The sequence below is a fragment of the Desulfotruncus arcticus DSM 17038 genome (assembly GCF_900113335.1).
GTDB classification, from domain to species: Bacteria; Bacillota; Desulfotomaculia; order Desulfotomaculales; family Desulfallaceae; genus Desulfotruncus; species Desulfotruncus arcticus.
In genome coordinates this window covers 48,990-66,914 of record NZ_FOOX01000009.1, presented here as the reverse complement: position 1 = coordinate 66,914, position 17,925 = coordinate 48,990, and the positions used below count along the sequence as shown (strand labels likewise).

15 protein-coding genes are annotated in these 17,925 nt (G+C 48.0%); 4 read left to right on the top strand and 11 right to left on the bottom strand.

The genetic code is table 11. The annotated features are described in order from the left end of the window. Nucleotides 1-3: 3 nt before the first annotated feature. Nucleotides 4-1,011: a sodium:calcium antiporter gene (locus tag BM056_RS12810; protein ID WP_092471823.1), complete on the bottom strand. Its 1,008-nt coding sequence runs from the start codon at nucleotides 1,009-1,011 to the stop codon at nucleotides 4-6. An 80-nt stretch (nucleotides 1,012-1,091) separates the two neighbouring features. Beyond that, the gene (locus BM056_RS12805; protein ID WP_092471822.1) at nucleotides 1,092-2,390 is read right to left on the bottom strand and encodes a bifunctional folylpolyglutamate synthase/dihydrofolate synthase; all 1,299 of its coding nucleotides are present in this window, start codon (nucleotides 2,388-2,390) and stop codon (nucleotides 1,092-1,094) included. Nucleotides 2,391-2,658: 268 nt separating this feature from the next. Here BM056_RS12805 and BM056_RS12800 point away from each other — a divergent pair, with 268 nt between their 5' ends. Continuing rightward, nucleotides 2,659-3,792 carry a methyl-accepting chemotaxis protein gene (locus BM056_RS12800; protein ID WP_092471821.1) on the top strand — a complete coding sequence of 378 codons (1,134 nt, stop codon included), beginning with the start codon at nucleotides 2,659-2,661 and terminating at the stop codon, nucleotides 3,790-3,792. A gap of 184 nt (nucleotides 3,793-3,976) precedes the next feature. Then, complete coding sequence (locus BM056_RS12795; RefSeq protein WP_092471820.1) at nucleotides 3,977-4,180, top strand: hypothetical protein; 204 nt, start codon at nucleotides 3,977-3,979, stop codon at nucleotides 4,178-4,180. Nucleotides 4,181-4,428: 248 nt separating this feature from the next. Here the strand turns inward: BM056_RS12795 and BM056_RS12790 are convergent, their stop codons facing one another. Next, a complete protein-coding gene (locus BM056_RS12790) occupies nucleotides 4,429-7,086 on the bottom strand; it encodes a valine--tRNA ligase (protein WP_092471819.1) in 2,658 nt (885 codons plus the stop codon). 500 nt (nucleotides 7,087-7,586) lie between these two features. After that, nucleotides 7,587-8,054 (bottom strand): TIGR04086 family membrane protein, encoded by a 468-nt coding sequence (locus BM056_RS12785; protein ID WP_092471818.1) that lies wholly within the window; start codon nucleotides 8,052-8,054, stop codon nucleotides 7,587-7,589. Nucleotides 8,055-8,189: 135 nt separating this feature from the next. Here BM056_RS12785 and BM056_RS12780 point away from each other — a divergent pair, with 135 nt between their 5' ends. After that, nucleotides 8,190-9,263, top strand: coding sequence for an ABC transporter substrate-binding protein (locus BM056_RS12780; RefSeq protein WP_092471817.1), 1,074 nt, complete (start codon nucleotides 8,190-8,192; stop codon nucleotides 9,261-9,263). Here the strand turns inward: BM056_RS12780 and BM056_RS12775 are convergent, their stop codons facing one another. Genes BM056_RS12775 through BM056_RS12760 form a run of 4 tightly spaced genes read right to left on the bottom strand, consistent with a single transcriptional unit; the run spans nucleotide 9,264 to nucleotide 11,988 of the window. Next, nucleotides 9,264-10,349, bottom strand: a complete 1,086-nt coding sequence (locus tag BM056_RS12775) for a DUF4097 family beta strand repeat-containing protein (RefSeq protein WP_092471816.1) — start codon at nucleotides 10,347-10,349, stop codon at nucleotides 9,264-9,266. Further along, on the bottom strand, nucleotides 10,327-10,956 hold the full coding sequence (locus BM056_RS12770; RefSeq protein ID WP_092471815.1) for a B-box zinc finger protein: 630 nt from the start codon (nucleotides 10,954-10,956) through the stop codon (nucleotides 10,327-10,329). Before BM056_RS12770 ends, BM056_RS12775 begins: the two co-directional genes overlap by 23 nt. Continuing rightward, the gene (locus tag BM056_RS12765; RefSeq protein WP_092471814.1) at nucleotides 10,953-11,447 is read right to left on the bottom strand and encodes an anti-sigma factor; all 495 of its coding nucleotides are present in this window, start codon (nucleotides 11,445-11,447) and stop codon (nucleotides 10,953-10,955) included. The genes BM056_RS12770 and BM056_RS12765 overlap by 4 nt, the downstream gene beginning before the upstream one ends. Next, nucleotides 11,383-11,988 carry an RNA polymerase sigma factor gene (locus BM056_RS12760; protein ID WP_092471813.1) on the bottom strand — a complete coding sequence of 202 codons (606 nt, stop codon included), beginning with the start codon at nucleotides 11,986-11,988 and terminating at the stop codon, nucleotides 11,383-11,385. Before BM056_RS12760 ends, BM056_RS12765 begins: the two co-directional genes overlap by 65 nt. Before the next feature lie 279 nt (nucleotides 11,989-12,267). On the opposite strand from BM056_RS12760, the gene BM056_RS12755 reads away from it, so the two are divergent. Further along, nucleotides 12,268-12,705: an Hsp20/alpha crystallin family protein gene (locus BM056_RS12755; RefSeq protein WP_092471812.1), complete on the top strand. Its 438-nt coding sequence runs from the start codon at nucleotides 12,268-12,270 to the stop codon at nucleotides 12,703-12,705. Between the two features lie 212 nt (nucleotides 12,706-12,917). Here the strand turns inward: BM056_RS12755 and yihA are convergent, their stop codons facing one another. From yihA to lonB, 3 genes are all read right to left on the bottom strand, one after another. Further along, nucleotides 12,918-13,514, bottom strand: a complete 597-nt coding sequence (gene yihA / locus BM056_RS12750) for a ribosome biogenesis GTP-binding protein YihA/YsxC (RefSeq protein WP_092471811.1) — start codon at nucleotides 13,512-13,514, stop codon at nucleotides 12,918-12,920. Next, nucleotides 13,495-15,921: an endopeptidase La gene (gene lon / locus BM056_RS12745; RefSeq protein ID WP_092471810.1), complete on the bottom strand. Its 2,427-nt coding sequence runs from the start codon at nucleotides 15,919-15,921 to the stop codon at nucleotides 13,495-13,497. Before lon ends, yihA begins: the two co-directional genes overlap by 20 nt. Nucleotides 15,922-16,142: 221 nt before the next feature. Continuing rightward, nucleotides 16,143-17,858, bottom strand: a complete 1,716-nt coding sequence (lonB, locus tag BM056_RS12740) for an ATP-dependent protease LonB (RefSeq protein ID WP_238456451.1) — start codon at nucleotides 17,856-17,858, stop codon at nucleotides 16,143-16,145. Nucleotides 17,859-17,925 lie beyond the last annotated feature (67 nt).

The window sequence follows — 17,925 nt, the reverse complement described above, 5'->3', positions numbered from 1 at the left end:
CAATCATACTATGCCAATCAATATGGCGAAAACATATCCTCCGTAAAAAGCTCCCCCTGTGCACACAATAACCCTGCTATCCAAATAACCACGATATCGTATCAACAAAAAGGTAACCAGCGCCGAGATAATCGCCAGGGCTGCACTAAGTAAAGCTACCGGAGTCAATTGCCAGGGGGTCAGAGCTATACCGATCGCAGGTATGACCGAACTCTGAAAAACCATGGCGCCGGTTATATTGCCCAGAGCAAGTGTATCCTTATTACCGGACAACCAGATGACGCTATTTAACTTTTCGGGAAGCTCAGTGGCTATAGGTGCAATTAACAGCGCTATGACCAATGGTGATGCACCCAGGCTTGCTGAGAGATGCTCAATCCCGTCAACAAAAAACTTGGCTCCTATAATAATTCCAGCAAAGGCCAATACAACCTGTAAAACTACCCTGCCGCTTGGCGGGTCCTCATACTTGCGGGCCAGATATAGGCGGTCAATATGGCACTCTTCTTTTGTTGCACTCTTATCGCAGGTAAAGGTCTTATAGACATAATAAATGTAAGCCCCTACCAATCCTGCTGCCACTATCAGCTTCAAAGTATGGTATAAAAAGGATGCGGCAATAGCAACGCTGTAAACCACCATGAAAAAAGAAAGATCCCTTTGCAATACGACCGGATCGGGCTCAATTCGAGGGTAATTGCCCGTCCTGCGATTGCGAAACATTAAAACAGCTCCCCCGCTGAGAAACAAGGCCAATGTTCCCAGCATAAACGGCGCTCCAAGTATAGCCCCGATGCCTATGTCGTGGGATGCTGCTCCACCCCCAAAAAGAATGGCAATTAGAGGTATTATTGTTTCCGGTAAAGCCGTTCCCACAGCGGCCAGCACGCTGCCCACCGCTCCTTCAGACAAATTTAGCTTTTTACCCAGCCATTCTACCCCATTAGTAAAAAATCCCGCACTAATAAGAATGATACCCAGGCTAATAATTAAAACAGCAATATCCCGCAATGAAATTCATCCTTCGTTTGCCATATTAGTAAAGTCTGGAACATATTTCCGTTAAAGTCTACCTTAAAAAACAAACTACGTCAATAATAAAACTTAAGTACTGCTTCCCGTGCTTCAGCCACCATGTAAAAAGACCCGGTTACACAAATTAAATCTCCTTCGCCTGCCAGGTTTATGGCTAAAGCTACGGCTTGCGCAATATTTTCAATTGTGTCGACCCGGCTCAGGTAACGCCGTGCTTCGTCGGCCATCTGCATCCAGTCCCCCGCCCGGGGACTGTTGGGCTTGGTGATAATCACATGACCGGCCCTGGGGGCCAATTCCGCCACCACCTTGGAGCGTTCCTTATCGCCCAGCATACCAAGCACCATGATGATCCGTTTTTCAGGAAAGTATTCATCCAGAGCTTGCCTTAAACACCTCGCACCGTCGTAATTGTGGGCAGCATCCACCAACACCGGCGGATTAGTACCTATAAGCTCCAAACGGGCCGGCCATATTGTTGCCGCAAGGCCTTCCCGCAGAGCGTCTTCTTCGATATTTACCCCCTGCTGTTGCAATACCTCCAATGAAGCAACAGCAGTAGCAGCATTGATAACCTGATGGCTGCCCAGGAAGGAAATCCATAAGTCTTTCATCTTCCATGCCGCGCCATTGTAATCAAAGAACTGTCCCTGTAGTGAATGGCCGCCGCGAGCCCAGGATACATCACGCCCAACCCGCACCAGGCGGCAGCCTTGCTCCTTACAGACACTCTCTATTATTTCCAGCGCTTCCGGTTTGTCCGAGGCTGTGACCACCGGTGCTCCCGGTTTTATTATCCCTGCTTTTACGCTGGCAATTTCAGCAATAGTATAGCCAAGATAATCCATATGATCCATGGCAACATTGGTAATTACGGACAAAATTGGGGTAACCACATTAGTGGAATCTATTGCTCCCCCCAGGCCTACTTCAAGTACCAGGAAGTCAACTTTTTCTTCTTCGAAGTAACAAAAAGCCATGGCCGTGCTGACTTCAAATTCCGTCGGGTGCTCAAACCCCTCTGCAACCATGGACTCCAGGTGAGGGCGTAGAACACTGATCAGCTGTGCCACCCGCTCGGGTTTAATTTCTTGATTATTAATCAGGTACCTTTCGGTAAAAGAATGCAGGTGCGGCGATGTAAATGTTCCCACCCGATAGCCGGCGCTTTGCAATACGCGCGCGATCATGGCAGTGGTGGAGCCTTTGCCGTTAGTGCCTCCCACATGGATCACCCTGATGCGCCGGTGAGGATTATTCAACCTGCGCAGCAATTCGGTTATTCTCCCCAGGCCAAAATTCATGCCAAATTTAGTTAGGTTCTGTAAATAGTCCATAGCTTCCTGGTACAACAAATAAAACACCTCCGGGGCATAAAAAATTACAAGTCATTTCAATTAATTCGACATCAAACAATTCGACATCAAAATTATTTTTCCTATATATAAACCCGGTATTTTAAAACTCACGTCCGGCTCTGTTCCACATATATAACTTAAATAGCCTCAGCCCTTGCCTATAAATAGTAGGGTGTACAGCTAATGTATTAAAAATCTAATTGTCAAGCAGGAATTTCTGAATTTTCTGCGGAATATTACCAAAAAAACAACGGGGGGAGCAAATATGAACACTTTCCGTGCGCAGTTGACTTTATTATCAATAGTTTTTAGCACTGTATCCCTTTTGTTTGCCTGCGCCGGCTGGTGGTTGGCCGGAAAAACATTTTTGGGCGCAGCCGGCGGAGGTCTGGCTGGCATATTAATTATAGCGGTAGCTATTTATAGCTTTTTAACACCATTGCGGCGTGATTTAATACACGTTCTGGAAAATACCGAAAAGGCTATCAAGGGAGACCTTACCGGCTATATTGAAAGCAAAAATTATGGCTGGGGTGAGATTAATCTATTAATAGGTAATATTCGAAAAATATTAAAAGGAGTACATAAGTGGTTTTCCCTGGTCAAGGATACCAGTGTAACCCTCGACCGGGCAGCAGGTCAGATCACTGCCAGCACGGAGCACGTTAGTACGGGAAGCCAGGATCAGGCAGAACAGGTCGGCAGTTTATTGGAAGCAATAGAAAACCTGTCCAAGCAGTCTGAAGATTGCGCCCGACAGGCCGGACAGGCTGACGAAGTAGCCCGGAACGCCGCAGATACCACTTTCCGTGGCAGCTCAACAATTCAAAAAGCGCTTGATGAAATGAACACATTAGAAATAAAATTTGATCATTTAAACCAAAGTTCAAACCGCATTGTACAGTTCCTTGATGTTATTCAAAATATAGCGGCTCAAACAAACCTATTAGCCCTAAACGCCGCCATTGAAGCTGCCCGGGCCGGTGAGCACGGTAGAGGGTTTGCTGTTGTGGCGGAAGAAGTAAGGAGCTTGGCCGAGGATTCGGAAAAAGCGACCAAAGAAGTTGCTCAAATTGTTAATGAAATTCAAGCCGCAGTATCAGATACGGTTCAAGCTGTAAAATCAGGATTATCTCATTCCCGGGAAGCTGAACAACTTTTTACACATATCAGCCAAACCCTTGACCAAACCAAACTCCTGGTTGGCAATATTGCCAAAATTGCCAAGGACCAAGCCTTTCAAACATCAGGTATGTTATCAAGCACCCAGTCAATATCCGCAGTAGCCCAACAAGCGGCGGCCAGCAGTGAGGAAACGGCAGCAGTGGCCCAGGAATTAACTATTACCGCAGACAGTCTGAAAAAAGTAGCTGACATTTGGAAATTTGGAAACGAATAAATTGATGCTTTTTTAATCAAGAAATTAAAGTTGACACGGTATACTTTCTAAAGTATTAAAAAGCGCGCTAAAGGAACTGACTTAGCACGCTTTTTTTATTAGCAATTTCATTAACATATTTTGTAACATTTTGCAGTTATCCAATATATTATATATTTAACCTAACGGATAGGAGGTATGTTTTGTGGGATATGGCAATAATGGAAGGGTACCGGATAGCCCCGCCAAGCCAAAAGTAGAGCAAGATACTCAAACTATGGGATTTCCGTTTTTTCCATTTTTCCCCGGTTTCTTTCCATGGATCTTTCTCTTACTATTCATTTTCCCGTTTTTTGGTAAATTTGGCCCCTGGTATGGTGGGTACTATGGGGTAAAGGACAAAAAATAAAAGTGCTGCAGCTTAAAGGGAACCGATTAGAATTGCGGTTCCCTTTATTTTTTAACTCTCCACCATACTTTTTCATTATCTGCCAGTGGCGCGTTAGCGACCAGAGCAAAGCAAAAAAAATTGTGCTGGCTGGTAACCCCAATGCCGGAAAGTCAGTTTTCTTTAATCATTAATGTTAAAGCCACACCTCTTGGTTAAAAAGTGTGGCTATATACATTAGTACACTTATAGTTTGGAACTGAAATCTGCTAAACCCCAAACATAACCAACCGCTCTTTAATGGCGTTTATCTTGGAGGTAAGCTCGGCTTCCTTGCCCCGCTCCTTCTCCACCACTTCGGCAGGGGCTTTAGCTAAAAAGCCGCTGTTTTTTAATTTGCCTTGAACGCGTCCCAGATCTTTTTCCAGGGTCTGCAGCTCCTTATTTAAACGGGCTATTTCGCGGTCAACGTCAATCAGGCCGCGCAGTGGCACAAACACCTGAATATCCTGAGCCACCGCAGTGGCTGCCTGTTCGGGCTTTTCCCCCAATACTGATAGCACTTCCGCCTTGCAATTAGCCAGGCTTTCCACGTATGAAATATTATCCGTTAATATCTTTCGTATTTTTTCGACCCCTGAAACAATCAGTGCTTCCGCCTTCTTGCCCGGGGGCACGTTCATTTCGCTGCGAATCTGCCTGATACCCCTAATGACCTCCATTATTATTTCCATCTGCTCCTCAGCTGCTTTATCCACCTGATTTTCCTTATATACCGGCCAGGGAGCCCGCATGATCGTACGTCCCCGGTGCGGCAAGCGCTGCCAGATATCTTCTGTAATAAAAGGCATAACCGGATGCAGCAATTCCAGTGCGCCACGTAGTACGGCCGCCAGTACGTGCTGGGCAACTTCCCTGTCCGCGGGGCTGGTTTTACCGTATAACCTTGGCTTCACCAGTTCGATATACCAATCGCACAGCTCATTCCACGTAAATTCGTACAGTATCCTGGCAGCTTCCCCCAATTCATACTTTTCAAGATAACCTGTGCTTTCCTTAACCGCCCTCTGGAATCTGCTCATAATCCAGCGGTCAGCCAGAGTAAATTGTTCCGGAGCAGGAACAGCTTCCGGCCTGTAATCCTGTAAGTTCATCAAAGCAAAGCGGGATGCGTTCCAAATCTTGTTGGCAAAGTTTCTAGCCCCGTCCAGCCGCTCAAAATGGAAGCGCAGGTCATTACCCGGGGTATTGCCGGTAACCAGCATAAATCTCAGGCTGTCCGCCCCGTGGCTTTCAATTACATCGATGGGGTCCACGCCGTTGCCCAGGGACTTGCTCATCTTGCGGCCCAGGGCGTCCAGCACCAACCCATGGATAAACACATCTTTAAAGGGCACTTCGTCCATAAAGGCCAGCCCGTCGAAAATCATCCGGGCAACCCAGAAGAAAATAATGTCTCTGCCGGTAACCAGCACCGATGTGGGATAATAATAGGCCAGGTCCAACGTTTTGCGGGGCCAGCCCAGGGTTGAAAAGGGCCACAATCCGGAACTGAACCAGGTGTCCAGTACATCGGGGTCCTGTTCAAAATGGGTGGAGCCGCATTTACCGCATTTTTCCGGCTGTGTTTTGCTGGCGATTGCCTCAGCGCAATCCCGGCAGTAATAAACGGGAATACGGTGCCCCCACCAAAGCTGGCGGCTGATACACCAGTCCCTGATATTCTCCATCCAGTTCAGGTAAACTTTGGTGAAGCGTTCGGGCACAAAACGTACCCTGCCTTCCCTGGCCGCGGCAATAGCCGGTTCCGCCAGCGGCTTCATGCGTACGAACCACTGTTTGGAGAGCATGGGCTCAATGACCGATGAACAGCGATAGCAATGCCCTACCGCGTGAGACAGGTCATCAATTTTAATTAACAAACCCTTTGCCTGCAGGTCCTTGACAATGCGCTTGCGGCATTCCCACCGGTCCAACCCCAGATACTTCTGGCCGGCCTCCCGGGTCATTTTAGCCTCTTTATCAATTACCTGAACCGAGGGCAGGTCATGACGACGGCCAACCTCAAAATCATTGGGGTCGTGGGCAGGGGTGATCTTTACCGCACCGGTGCCGAATTCCGGATCGACATATTCATCCGGGATGATGGGAATCTCCCGTTCCACCAGCGGCAAAACCACAGTTTTGCCTACCAGGTGCCGGTAACGGTCGTCCTCCGGATGCACCGCCACCGCCGTATCACCCAGCATAGTTTCAGGCCTGGTGGTAGCCACGGTAATAAATTCACCGGGACTGTCTTTAACGGGATATTTGATGTAATACAGCTGGCCCGGCTTATCCTTGTGCTCCACTTCAATGTCGCTAATGGTGGTCTGGCAATGGGGACACCAATTGGTAATGTAGTAATCACGATAAATCAAGCCCTGCTCGTAAAGGCGGATAAAAACCTCCAATACCGCCTCGGAACAGCCCTCGTCCATGGTAAAGCGTTCCCTGTCCCAGTCACAGGAAGCGCCCAGACGGCGAAGCTGGGTGGTGATACGGCCACCGTACTGTTCTTTCCACTCCCAGACCCGTTCTAAAAATTTCTCCCGCCCCACATCGTACTTGCTAAGGCCCTCGTTGCGCAATTGTTCTTCAACTTTGGCCTGAGTAGCAATTCCGGCATGGTCTGTGCCGGGCAGCCAGAGTGCGTTATAGCCCTGCATGCGGCGCCAGCGGATTAATATATCCTGCAACGTGTTGTCCAGGGCATGCCCCATATGCAGCTGCCCTGTAACATTGGGTGGCGGGATCACAATGCAGAAAGGTTTTTTATCCGGGTCCACCGTGGACCGGAAAAATTTTTCGTCCTCCCAGTATTTATACCATTTTCCCTCTACTGCATGGGGATCATATGTGGTGGGCATGTCAAATTTTTCGGCCATAATTTAGTTCTCCTCCTAACATCTCAATAAAAATAAAAAACCCTTCCGTATTTAAGGACGGAAGGAGTTCCGCGGTACCACCTTAATTCCGGCGAAAAATAAATTTCGCACGGCGCTTGACAGCTTTAACGGGCTTACCCGGCACGGGCTTAACGATTGATACCGTTCACCCCGGCAGCTTTGGGGCGACAATGACCGGCGCAACCGGAAAGCCTTTCAGCCAACGGGCATTTCCTCTCTAAGGCCGCGATTATCAGTCAAACTCCCCTTCATAGCTGATTGCAACTACCAATAATATTAATTTTTTTATCAAACACTGTCAATATTTTGCTCTTAATATTTTGCGCTATTAACTTTAATTTAACTCCAGAAACTCTTGTAAAAATAAAAAACGCGCGCTTAATCAGTTCCCTTAGCGCGCGCGTTTTAATACTTTACACCTTAGCTCTTGCCATATATATGGCAAGATATACTCTCTTAAAGTGAAAAAAACCACCGGCTTAGCGGTGGGCAGTGTAGTTTAACCGGGTGTGCGACCGGTTTTTCCCCCGTATAGGCAGGTTTATGCCAATAACACCGCCTAAAGCGGCAGGAATCAGAACCATTAGGAGATGTACAATTGCCGTTGAAAGCGGAGGCATGCCACCATTCCAGGCTATTAGAAAGGAAAAAATAGCAACAAAATACAGCAAACCAACAACGGTACCATGCAGCAAGCCCAGACCGCCCGCATTGTTACCGCTAACTATTCCGCCAATAATCGCCCCCAACAGAATACTGGCAGTTATAATGCTGCTGAAATGGTATACCATCCCGTTCGTCATCAAAACCCAGAGCGCCAGGGCAGCACAAATAAAAACAGTTGTCATCACAGCCCAAACAACTCCCGCCCATAAAGCGCTTATTTTGATTAAATGTGCCTGTCCACCGCTGCGGGACCATTTAACTAAAGTAATACCCCTTAACATATAAGTACCTCCAAATAGACTTTTATTCAATAATATGGTAATTGATGCCGATTTATTACCATTTTTATGTCATTAATCTGATCCAAATGAATAGCTATTAAGTAGTTTAACCTGGTTTTATCGAGGAGTGATTAGATGTATAAAAGGAATAAACTTGTTGTTTTACTAACCATAGCAGCGGTTTTGTTAGGCAGCGGTGTCTTTACTTATAGCAAAATAATGAGTTGGCATAAAAAAGAGCTTACCGTGCTTAAAGTTTGGGAAAGTGAAAAATCATTGCAGCATCTTCCTGTATATGTTGCTATGGACCAGGGTTTCTTTACCGAAGCAGGTATAAAGCTAGAAATAATCTCCCGGACGGATCAACCGGCTACGGACCCATACGCTGAAAGCGTCGCCGATTTGATCCTGACTGATCCGGTTGAACACATTTATCAGCAATCGGTAAACCCGGCAGCACCTAAAATTGTCGCAATTATTGCCGCCAGAGATGACACATTCCTCCTGGGCAGAAAAAAAGAGCCCTTTACCTGGGAAATGTTAAAAGATCTAAACATGATCTCTTTTCCGCCCGAGACCGGCCCGGGATTTGCGTTAGATAAGATTCTGCGCCAAAAGGAACTTCAGCCAATGCATGATCTCAGCCTGTACAACCGGATCCCGCCGGATTTGCGGCTGGGAGCCTTCAAAGCCGGCAGCGGCTCCTTTATTCAATTACAAGGTTCTGAAGCATATCTAGCTGAAGCGGAAGGCATCGGGTACATAGCTGCGTCTGTCGGAGAGGAAGGCGGAAGATACCCCTCCATGTTATGCACCGCGTGGCCTCAAATTATTCAACAGAAACCCGAGGCAATTCAAGGCTTTGTTAACGCAATTTATAAAGCCCAGCTCTGGATGGAACATGAGCCTGAATTATGCACCGGTTCTGCAGACAGTCATTTGAAAAATGTTGATAAAAAAGTGCGCGGCCAAGTATTAGATAAATATATTCAAATCAAAATGTGGCAGCCTGATCCTGTATTGGAAAAGAACCTTTTTGAAGAAATCCAAACGATGTTAGACACCGTAGGTTTGATACCGGCAACGGTAACATATACCGAGGCGGTGGACAACAGCTTCTCGCTCAGCGCCAAAGAAAAGGTTAAATATATTCCCAAAGAGGAACGAGAACAAAACTGGCTGAAAAGAACAATCAAAAGAATTTTTTAATTACTTAACCGTAATTTTTACAGCGCCGGTTCCAACGGTTAATTCAGCCAACCCCTTACCCGATCCAAATTTATAGCTGTATTGATTATTCGCTCCTGCGCTGGTTTGGTGCTCGGGGAGTCCCCAAACTGTAACCTTCCCGGTGCGGGATTCAGCGTTAATGGATAAGTCCGACCCTTTGGGCAGCTGCATACTAACCACTCCGGTGCTGCTTTGCAAATGATAATTACCTGCTAACGGATTATCGGAGTACAGCTCGATGCTTCCGGTATTAGTATCAGCCGTTACATTACCGCCCGGATTTCTAACCTCTACCCGGCCCGTATTGTTATCTACGGTAATATCGCCCTTAATATCACTAAGCTCCACTGTCCCTGTATTGCCGTTGATCGCAAGGGCTGCGTCAATGTTTTGAGCCTGCACCCGGCCCGTGCCGCTTTCAACCCGAACATCAAGGCCGGAAGGAACAGCAACAACCAGATCAGTAACTATATAATTGTTAATTCTATCAGCAGCTTGGTTTTCTGTTTGCGGAACGGAAACTGTGATTACCGCCCCTTCCCGTTTAATTGCAGGGTTAATACTGTCGGCCGCTTGCCTGGCCGGCCCGTTATCCGGAGATTGAATAATTGCCTCAACGCCGAGGGCGCGCCCGGGGGCAGGCTTTAAAACAACCCGGCCGGTCTCATTTTGAATCAGCAACTGCCGCTCATCCTTTACCTCCACCGGGTCAGACGTCCAGGAGCGGCTATAATCAAGTCTGGCCTGGTGCAAAGGAAAACCATCAAAAAAACTATCCAGGTTCCTGCCGACGTTACTTATTGCGTATAAGGCACCACCTGCAAAAATCACAAAAACAATCAATAAGACGCTGGGTACGTGAAAGTGGACATCAACATCACGGTTAACAGCCTTTTTAATAAAATACTCCAGCCCAACACCTATCAGTGCCAGAGGCCATAGCTTCCACAACCAGCCCGGGTTGGATAAGGCCCCAAAGTTGTACAGCAGCAGCGCCAGGCCTCCCAGCACCAGTACCAGGGCCAGTGTAACAGGGCCGGCTTTAGACATTCCCTTCGCCGCCATCTTTACGCCCCCCTTTAAGATTTTGATAAAGAATATATACACCTATGGCAATGATGATTAATGGCGCCACCAGCGACTGGAGCATATAAAAATCATGAAAGACATAGGGAATTAAGTTGTTAAACAGCGCCAGCAAACCAAGCCCGACCAGTGCGTAACCCAATAGATTATGCCAGTCGGCACGGCCTCCCAGATCCACCAGAGGTTTATCCTCCACCCGTACCCCCTCATTCATCCGACCGGCCAGCTGCAGCGTGTCAAATACGTTATAAAACAGTATCACAGGCATTACAAAAGGAGCCAACGAATCCAGCCTGGTCACCACAGACACGAATATGGTGCCGAAAAAGATAATCATTGTTTGTAATCCCCTGTTCATCAGCCCCAGATACATATAGCCGGCCCCGGGCACCAGGGAGAGAAAAAAGGCCAGCAATTTGTTCCTGGGGGTGCTGATGCCGCTATTTACCGATTCCACCCTCTCTTCCAGGCAAGCCCGGCAAAAATCCCTACCCCGCAGGGTAACGCGGCAATCAGCACATATCGGTGCGTTACAAACAACACAGAGCACCTCGGCCTCCTTTTCAGGATGGTTGATACATTTCATCTCAGCTTCCACTCCTCAAATATTATCTTTTGGGTATATGCTCCCGCAGTCTCGGTTAACCGCGTCAGCGCCGTATCCGTAACTCTGGTATAGGTTACCACCGCGCCGTTGACACTTTTTCCGGCAACAAGCACCTGACTTCCACTAAACCACGGCCCTGCGTTCCAAAACAGGGCTAACGATACCGCAGTTGCCACCGCCAGGTCGCGCAACAGCAATACCGGGCGTTTGCTATAGCCCATCCGCCTGTTATTGCCGTGCAGATTCACGCTTTCTTCAGCCACCCTGGTCATTACTGAGTTCCAAAAATCCGGCGGGGCTGGTTCAGGTTCCCATTGGTCCAGCAAAAGATCGAGCCGCTGCAGTTCATTCAATTCTGCGGCGCACCCCGGGCAGTGGGACAGGTGTTTTTCAATTGCACTGAATTCAGAGGACCGACATTCCCCGGCCAGGAACCGGCCTAGTTTTTCCTTTACTTTCCGGCAGCGCACCGTCCTCACCTCCCACAAGTTTTTCCCGCAGCATTTTTTTAGCCCGGTGAATTCTGGTAGCCACAGTTTTTTCCGACAGTTCCATTACTGCGGAAACCTGTTTATAGCTTAAGCCCTGGTAATGATGCAGCACAAGTACCACCCGGTAGCCGTCCGGCAGTTCGTTAACCGCTTCTTTAACTGCACCGGCTCTTTCTTTCTCCAATAAATCCGCCTCCGGTCCGGGCGAGCCATCTTGCCAATGATCCTCCAGCGGCACCTGTCTTTTAATATCTCTGGCACGTCGTTGCAGCAGGTCAAGGCACAGATTGGTTGCTATACGGTAAAGCCAGGTTGCAAAACTGGATCGCAAGTTAAATCCGGGCAAGGCTCTAAAAACCCTGATAAATATTTCCTGGGCAGCATCCCGGGCGTCTTCGGGAGCGGCAAACATTTTTAGCGTAAAACCGTAAACCTTATTCTGGTACCTGCGCACCAGTTCCCCGAAAGCGGCGGTATCACCGCCCTGTGCTTTCTTTACCAGTATCTCATCCGCAATCAATTAAGACTTCCTCTCTCGTGTGCCTCTGATTGTTTAGACGATAAATTTCCTCTTTTCTTTCACCAGATCATGAAATAATTTTATTAATTCTGGTAGTCAGAATTAATAAAATTAGAATCCAGTAGTCAGTAGGCAGAATTCAGTAGGATTTCTTGCATTCCACATAAATTGTACTCAAAAACTATTCTGACTCCTGCCTCCTGTCTCCTGAGTAGTTACAAATATTTTTTTTGATACTGCAGATAATAACATATTGAAAAAAACCGGAGGTGATTGATTATGGCACTGGTACCGTACGATCCTTTTCGTGCCGTGGATTTAATGAGGCGGGAAATGGACAGGTTCTTATCTCCCGTTTTTACTGGCTTCAGAGAAGAGTTTAACGGTGGCCCGAGGGTCGATGTGTACGAAACCGAAAATGATGTTGTAGCCTTATGTGAAATACCCGGCGTTGAAAAAAAAGATGATATCAATATCAACATCCATGATAACGTCCTGGCTGTCTCAGGTATAATTAACCGGACCAATGAGGTTAAAGATGAAAATAAAGTCCACCGCACCGAGCGTTTTTACGGAAGGTTTCAGCGGAGCATAACCCTGCCGGCCAAAGTAAGCCCCGAGGGCGTTAAGGGAAGTTACCGCAACGGGGTGTTGGAAATAAAGATGCCCAAGGAAACCCCCGGGCAGCATAAAGCCATTGATGTTGAATGGCACTGATAAAGAAGACTTGGTTAAGGTGGGGTTTTGACCCATACGTTGGGGACATTCCTCGACCCAAAAGTTTGACCCATAAGCAGAGGTGTGTCCCCTGACCGCTAAACCTTAGTCGCACTTATTTCGAGCTTACAGCATGTTAATCCCCGGCCCAAAAGGGCGGGGTCTTACAGGCTGTGCGAAGATGAAAGCGGAAGTTGGAAGTTTGAAGACTTCTAACTTCCAACCTGCTGCACCCATTCACCTATAACTTTCCAGATCTCGTCCTTCCCCTGCCCGGTGACGGCAGAAAAAAGAAGTAACGGGTCCTCCTCATTCAAAGACATAGTTTTCCTCACCACAGCAAGGTTTTGTTTACTGCGCCCCCGGCTGATTTTATCGGCTTTGGTAGCTACAACGACAGCGGGAATACCATAGTGCTTAAGCCAGTTATACATTTGCAGATCGTCAGCGGTGGGAGCATGCCTGATATCTACCAATTGCACAACGCCGCGCAGCTGTTTTCTTTGGGAAAGATAACCTTCAACCATTTTGCCCCATTCGGCCTTAACCCGGGCCGGAACTTTCGCAAACCCGTAGCCGGGCAGATCAACCAGATAAAAACTGTCATTGATCAGAAAAAAGTTTATTAGCTGGGTCCGGCCCGGCGTATTACTGGTCCTGGCCAAACGTTTTCGGTTAATTAAGGAGTTTAAGAGGCTGGATTTTCCGACATTGGAACGACCGGCCAGGGCTACTTCAGGGTAGCTCCCGGCCGGACATTGTTCTAATTTTACTGCACTTGTTGCAAAATCAGCTGAAGTTATTTTCATTAGGTAACTCAGTTCCTCTTTCCGTTTCCATCACAGACCCGTAAGAGACTTCCGGCGGCGGGTCAATCATCGCCGGCTCAGGTGAAAATTTAGACTCGCGCAAGGCAATCTTGAGCACCTGGTCCATATGTTCCACCGGTATTAGCTCCAGCTGCTTTTTCACGTTATTCGGGATCTCTTCAAGGTCCTTTTTATTATCTACGGGAAACATTACGATCTTAATCCCGGCGCGGTGAGCCGCCAGAACTTTTTCCTTAAGCCCGCCTATCGGCAGCACCCGTCCCCGTAAGGTTATTTCACCGGTCATAGCCACATCGTGCCTGATCTCACGGTTGGTCAAAGCTGAAGCAAGGGCTATGGCCAGAGTAATCCCGGCGGATGGACCGTCCTTGGGAATCGCCCCTTCGGGAACATGAACGTGGATATCAAATTTTTCAAACATTTCTTCCTTAATGCCAAGTTCGGCAGCCCTGCTCCTTACGTAACTATAGCTGGCCTGGGCGGATTCTTTCATTACATCACCCAGCTTACCGGTTAATGTAAGCTTGCCATTGCCCTTGTAAATAGTAACTTCAATAGCCAGCGTATCGCCGCCCACTTCAGTCCAGGCCAATCCTGTTGCCACGCCAACCTGGTCTTCCTGTTCAGCCATACCGTAGCGGAACCTTGGTTTGCCCAGAAACTGCTCCAGATTCTGCGCGGTTATTTTAACCTTTTCCGACTTACCGGAAACAATATGCTTGGCTGCCTTGCGGCAAAGTGAGGCAATATTGCGCTCCAGATTGCGGACACCGCTTTCCCTGGTGTATTCCCTGATTACTCTCTTAATGGTATTCTCTGATATCTGCACCATGCTATCATTTAAACCATGTTCTTTAATCTGTTTGGGAAGCAAATGCCGCAATGCAATTTGCACTTTTTCAACTTCCGTATAACCTGAGATATAAATAATTTCCATCCGGTCCTGCAGCGGCCTGGGGATGTTATGCTGCACATTTGCGGTGGTAATGAACATAACATTGCTCAAATCATACGGGGCTTCAATATAATGATCACTAAAAGTATTGTTTTGCTCGGGGTCCAACACCTCCAACAAAGCCGAAGACGGGTCGCCGCGGAAATCCATGCTCATTTTATCAATCTCATCCAGCAGAAAAACCGGGTTTTTAGAACCTGCGGTCTTCATGCCCTGGATAATCCTGCCGGGCATGGCTCCCACGTAAGTGCGCCGGTGTCCCCTGATTTCCGCTTCATCACGCACGCCACCCAGGGAAATGCGGACGAATTTACGCTCCAGGGCGCGGGCGATGGAACGACCCAGCGATGTTTTACCAACACCGGGAGGTCCGACAAAGCATAATATGGGGCCTTTCATTTTCTTGGCCAGCTTGCGGATAGCAAGGTACTCCAGAATGCGCTCTTTAACTATTTTTAGCCCGTAGTGATCTTCATCCAGAATGGTTTCGGCCAGATTGATATCCAGACGATCCCTGGTGCCTTTAGACCAGGGCAGAGCAAGCAGCCAGTCTAAATAATTCCTGACGACCGCGGCCTCGGCAGCCATAGGAGGCATTTTTTCAAGCCGCTCCAGCTCTTTCAGCGCCTTTTCCTCAACTTCCTTGGGCAGCTTGGCCTTGGCGATTTTTTCTCTTAATTCTTCGCCCTCGGCCATGCGGTCGTCTTTTTCTCCCAATTCACGTTGAATGGCCTTGATTTGCTCGCGCAGGTAATATTCTTTTTGGGTTTTTTCCATCTGTTTGCGGACGCGAACATTAATCTTGCGTTCCAGTTCCACAATTTCCAGTTCCCTGGCCACTATCGCACAAAGTTTTTCCAGACGCTTAACAATATCAATTGCTTCCAGAATTTCCTGTTTATCTTCAATGCGCAGAGTCAGGTGTGAGGCGACGATATCCGCCAGCCGGCCCGGCTCCTCCAGATTGACAACAGTGACAACAGTTTCGGGAGGAATTTTCTTGCTCAGCTTAACATATTGTTCAAACTGTGTAACCAGATTGCGCATCAATGCCTCAACCTGGGGATTCTTGGCAAACTCTTCGGAATAATGGTCGATCTCTACTTTGAAGTACGGATCTTTGCTGACGTATTCCTTAATTTCGGCCCTGGCGATGCCTTCAACCAACACCCGGATGGTTCCGCCGGGCAGCTTAAGCAACTGCTTGACTTCTGCCACGGTGCCGACCGTAAAGATATCTTCCTCGCCAGGATCATCAGTCTGGGCTTCTTTTTGGGTAGCCAAAAAGATTAACCTTTCATTGATCATGGCTTCCTCTATGGCTTGAACCGATTTTTCCCTGCCCACATCAAGGTGTATGACCATGTAGGGAAAAACCAAAATACCTCTTAGTGGCAACAGAGGTAAAACCCGTGTTTGAACCGGATTCATGAAGCACCTCCTCGTTGAAAGTTTTAACCATTATTATAACATATGCATGTGCAGATACTAGTTTATTGTAACATAACACAATGGGTGCTACCATAGCAATAAGTCCCATGCCATAAGGAAACCGGTTATAAGCGAGCATACAGAGAAATACAGGCAAAATGAATGGTTTTTAGCAGTTACAACTTTCTTTTTCCTTGTTTTTGATTTATTAGCATTTTTACTTATATATCAGCCGGCGCCCCGGCCGCAGGAACAAAAACTCCGGACCCGACGGTTTCCCGCTGGTCAGCCAGCACTAATTTCTTTTCCGAATTGGTAAGCAGCGCCCCCCTGATCACCTCCGCCAGGCTATCCGAGGGAATTACCCGGATGCCGGGCATGTCTTTAAAAATCTCCTGGTAGTTGTCCGCCGGAATATAAACTTTTTGCACTCCGGCATGTCTGGCCGCCTCTACTTTGGCCACCACGCCGCCAACCGGCATAACCAAGCCACGGATGGATACCTCGCCGGTCATAGCCACCGTATTATCGACAGGAATACCGGTTATGCCTGAATAGACCGCGGTGGCAACGGCCACACCGGCAGAAGGGCCGTCCACCGGGGCGCCGCCCGGAAAATTAACGTGCAGATCATAATCGCGCGGATCAACATCCATAGTGCGTCTAAGCACTGTCAGCACGTTTTCAACAGAGCCCCGGGCCATACTTTTACGACGAATGGTTTTACCGCGACCCCCTAATTCCTCTTCATCAACCACCCCTGTTACAACCACTTTGCCCTGCCCCCTGGGGGCCGGTATTGCACCCACTTCAATTTCCAGCAGCATGCCCATGTTGGGCCCATAAACTGCCAGGCCATTGACCAGGCCAACCTGGGGTTTTAAAGGTATCTTTTTTTCGGGGCGCGGAACGTATTGCCCACTGTTGATCACCCATTCCACATCGGGGGCTTTGATCTCACCCCGACCTTCCGTAATTACAATGCCTGCGGCCAACTGGATTATATTCACTGCTTCGCGTCCGTTGGTGGCATATTTTTTAACGATTTCCAGCGCTTCCGGATCCAGAGGAAACTCAATTTTATTGGCAGCATTCACCGCAATTTGTTCAATTTCAGCAGGCATTAGCTGCCGGAAAAAAATTTCCAGACAGCGTGACCTGATAGCCGGAGGAATATCTTCCGGCATCCGGGTAGTTGCGCCTACCATGCGAAAATCGGCAGGCAGCCCATTTTGAAAGATGTCATGGATGTGGCTGGGTATATTGGCATCCTCGGAATTGTAATAGGCGCTTTCCAGCAGCACCTTACGATCCTCCATAACTTTTAGCAGCTTATTAATTTGAATCGGATGCAATTCTCCGATTTCATCAATAAAAAGAATTCCACCGTGTGCCTTGGTAACAGCACCGGATTTGGGCTGAGGTATGCCTGCCATGCCCATTGGACCTGCTCCCTGGTAGATGGGGTCGTGTACGGAACCAATCAAAGGATCGGCGATGCCCCTTTCGTCAAAGCGAGCAGTAGTAGCATCAACCTCAACAAACCGGGCTTTTTCTTTAAACGGTGAGGTGGGGTTTTTCCTGGCCTCTTCCAGCACCAATCGGGCCGCGGCTGTTTTTCCAACCCCCGGTGGCCCGTAAACAATAACATGCTGCGGGTTGGGGCCGCATAGTGCTGCCCGCAGAGATTTCAGCCCTTCCCTCTGTCCAATAATGTCTGCAAACTTATTGGGCCTGGTTTTTTCCGCCAAAGGCTCGGTCAAAGAGACCTGCCGCAATCTCTGCAATTTTTCCAATTCCTTGCGGGATTCCCTGTCCACCGCCGACTTATTGCCCTGCTGTGCTTTGAGCAGGTTCCAAAAGTACAAGCCGATAATAACAGCGAAAAAAACCTGGATAAATGTTATGAAACTCGCAATTCCACCTGACAGCTCCATTATGGTCCTCCAGTAAAAATATTATTGCTATATATTATTGCTAGATATTGTATATTTTATCCGGTAT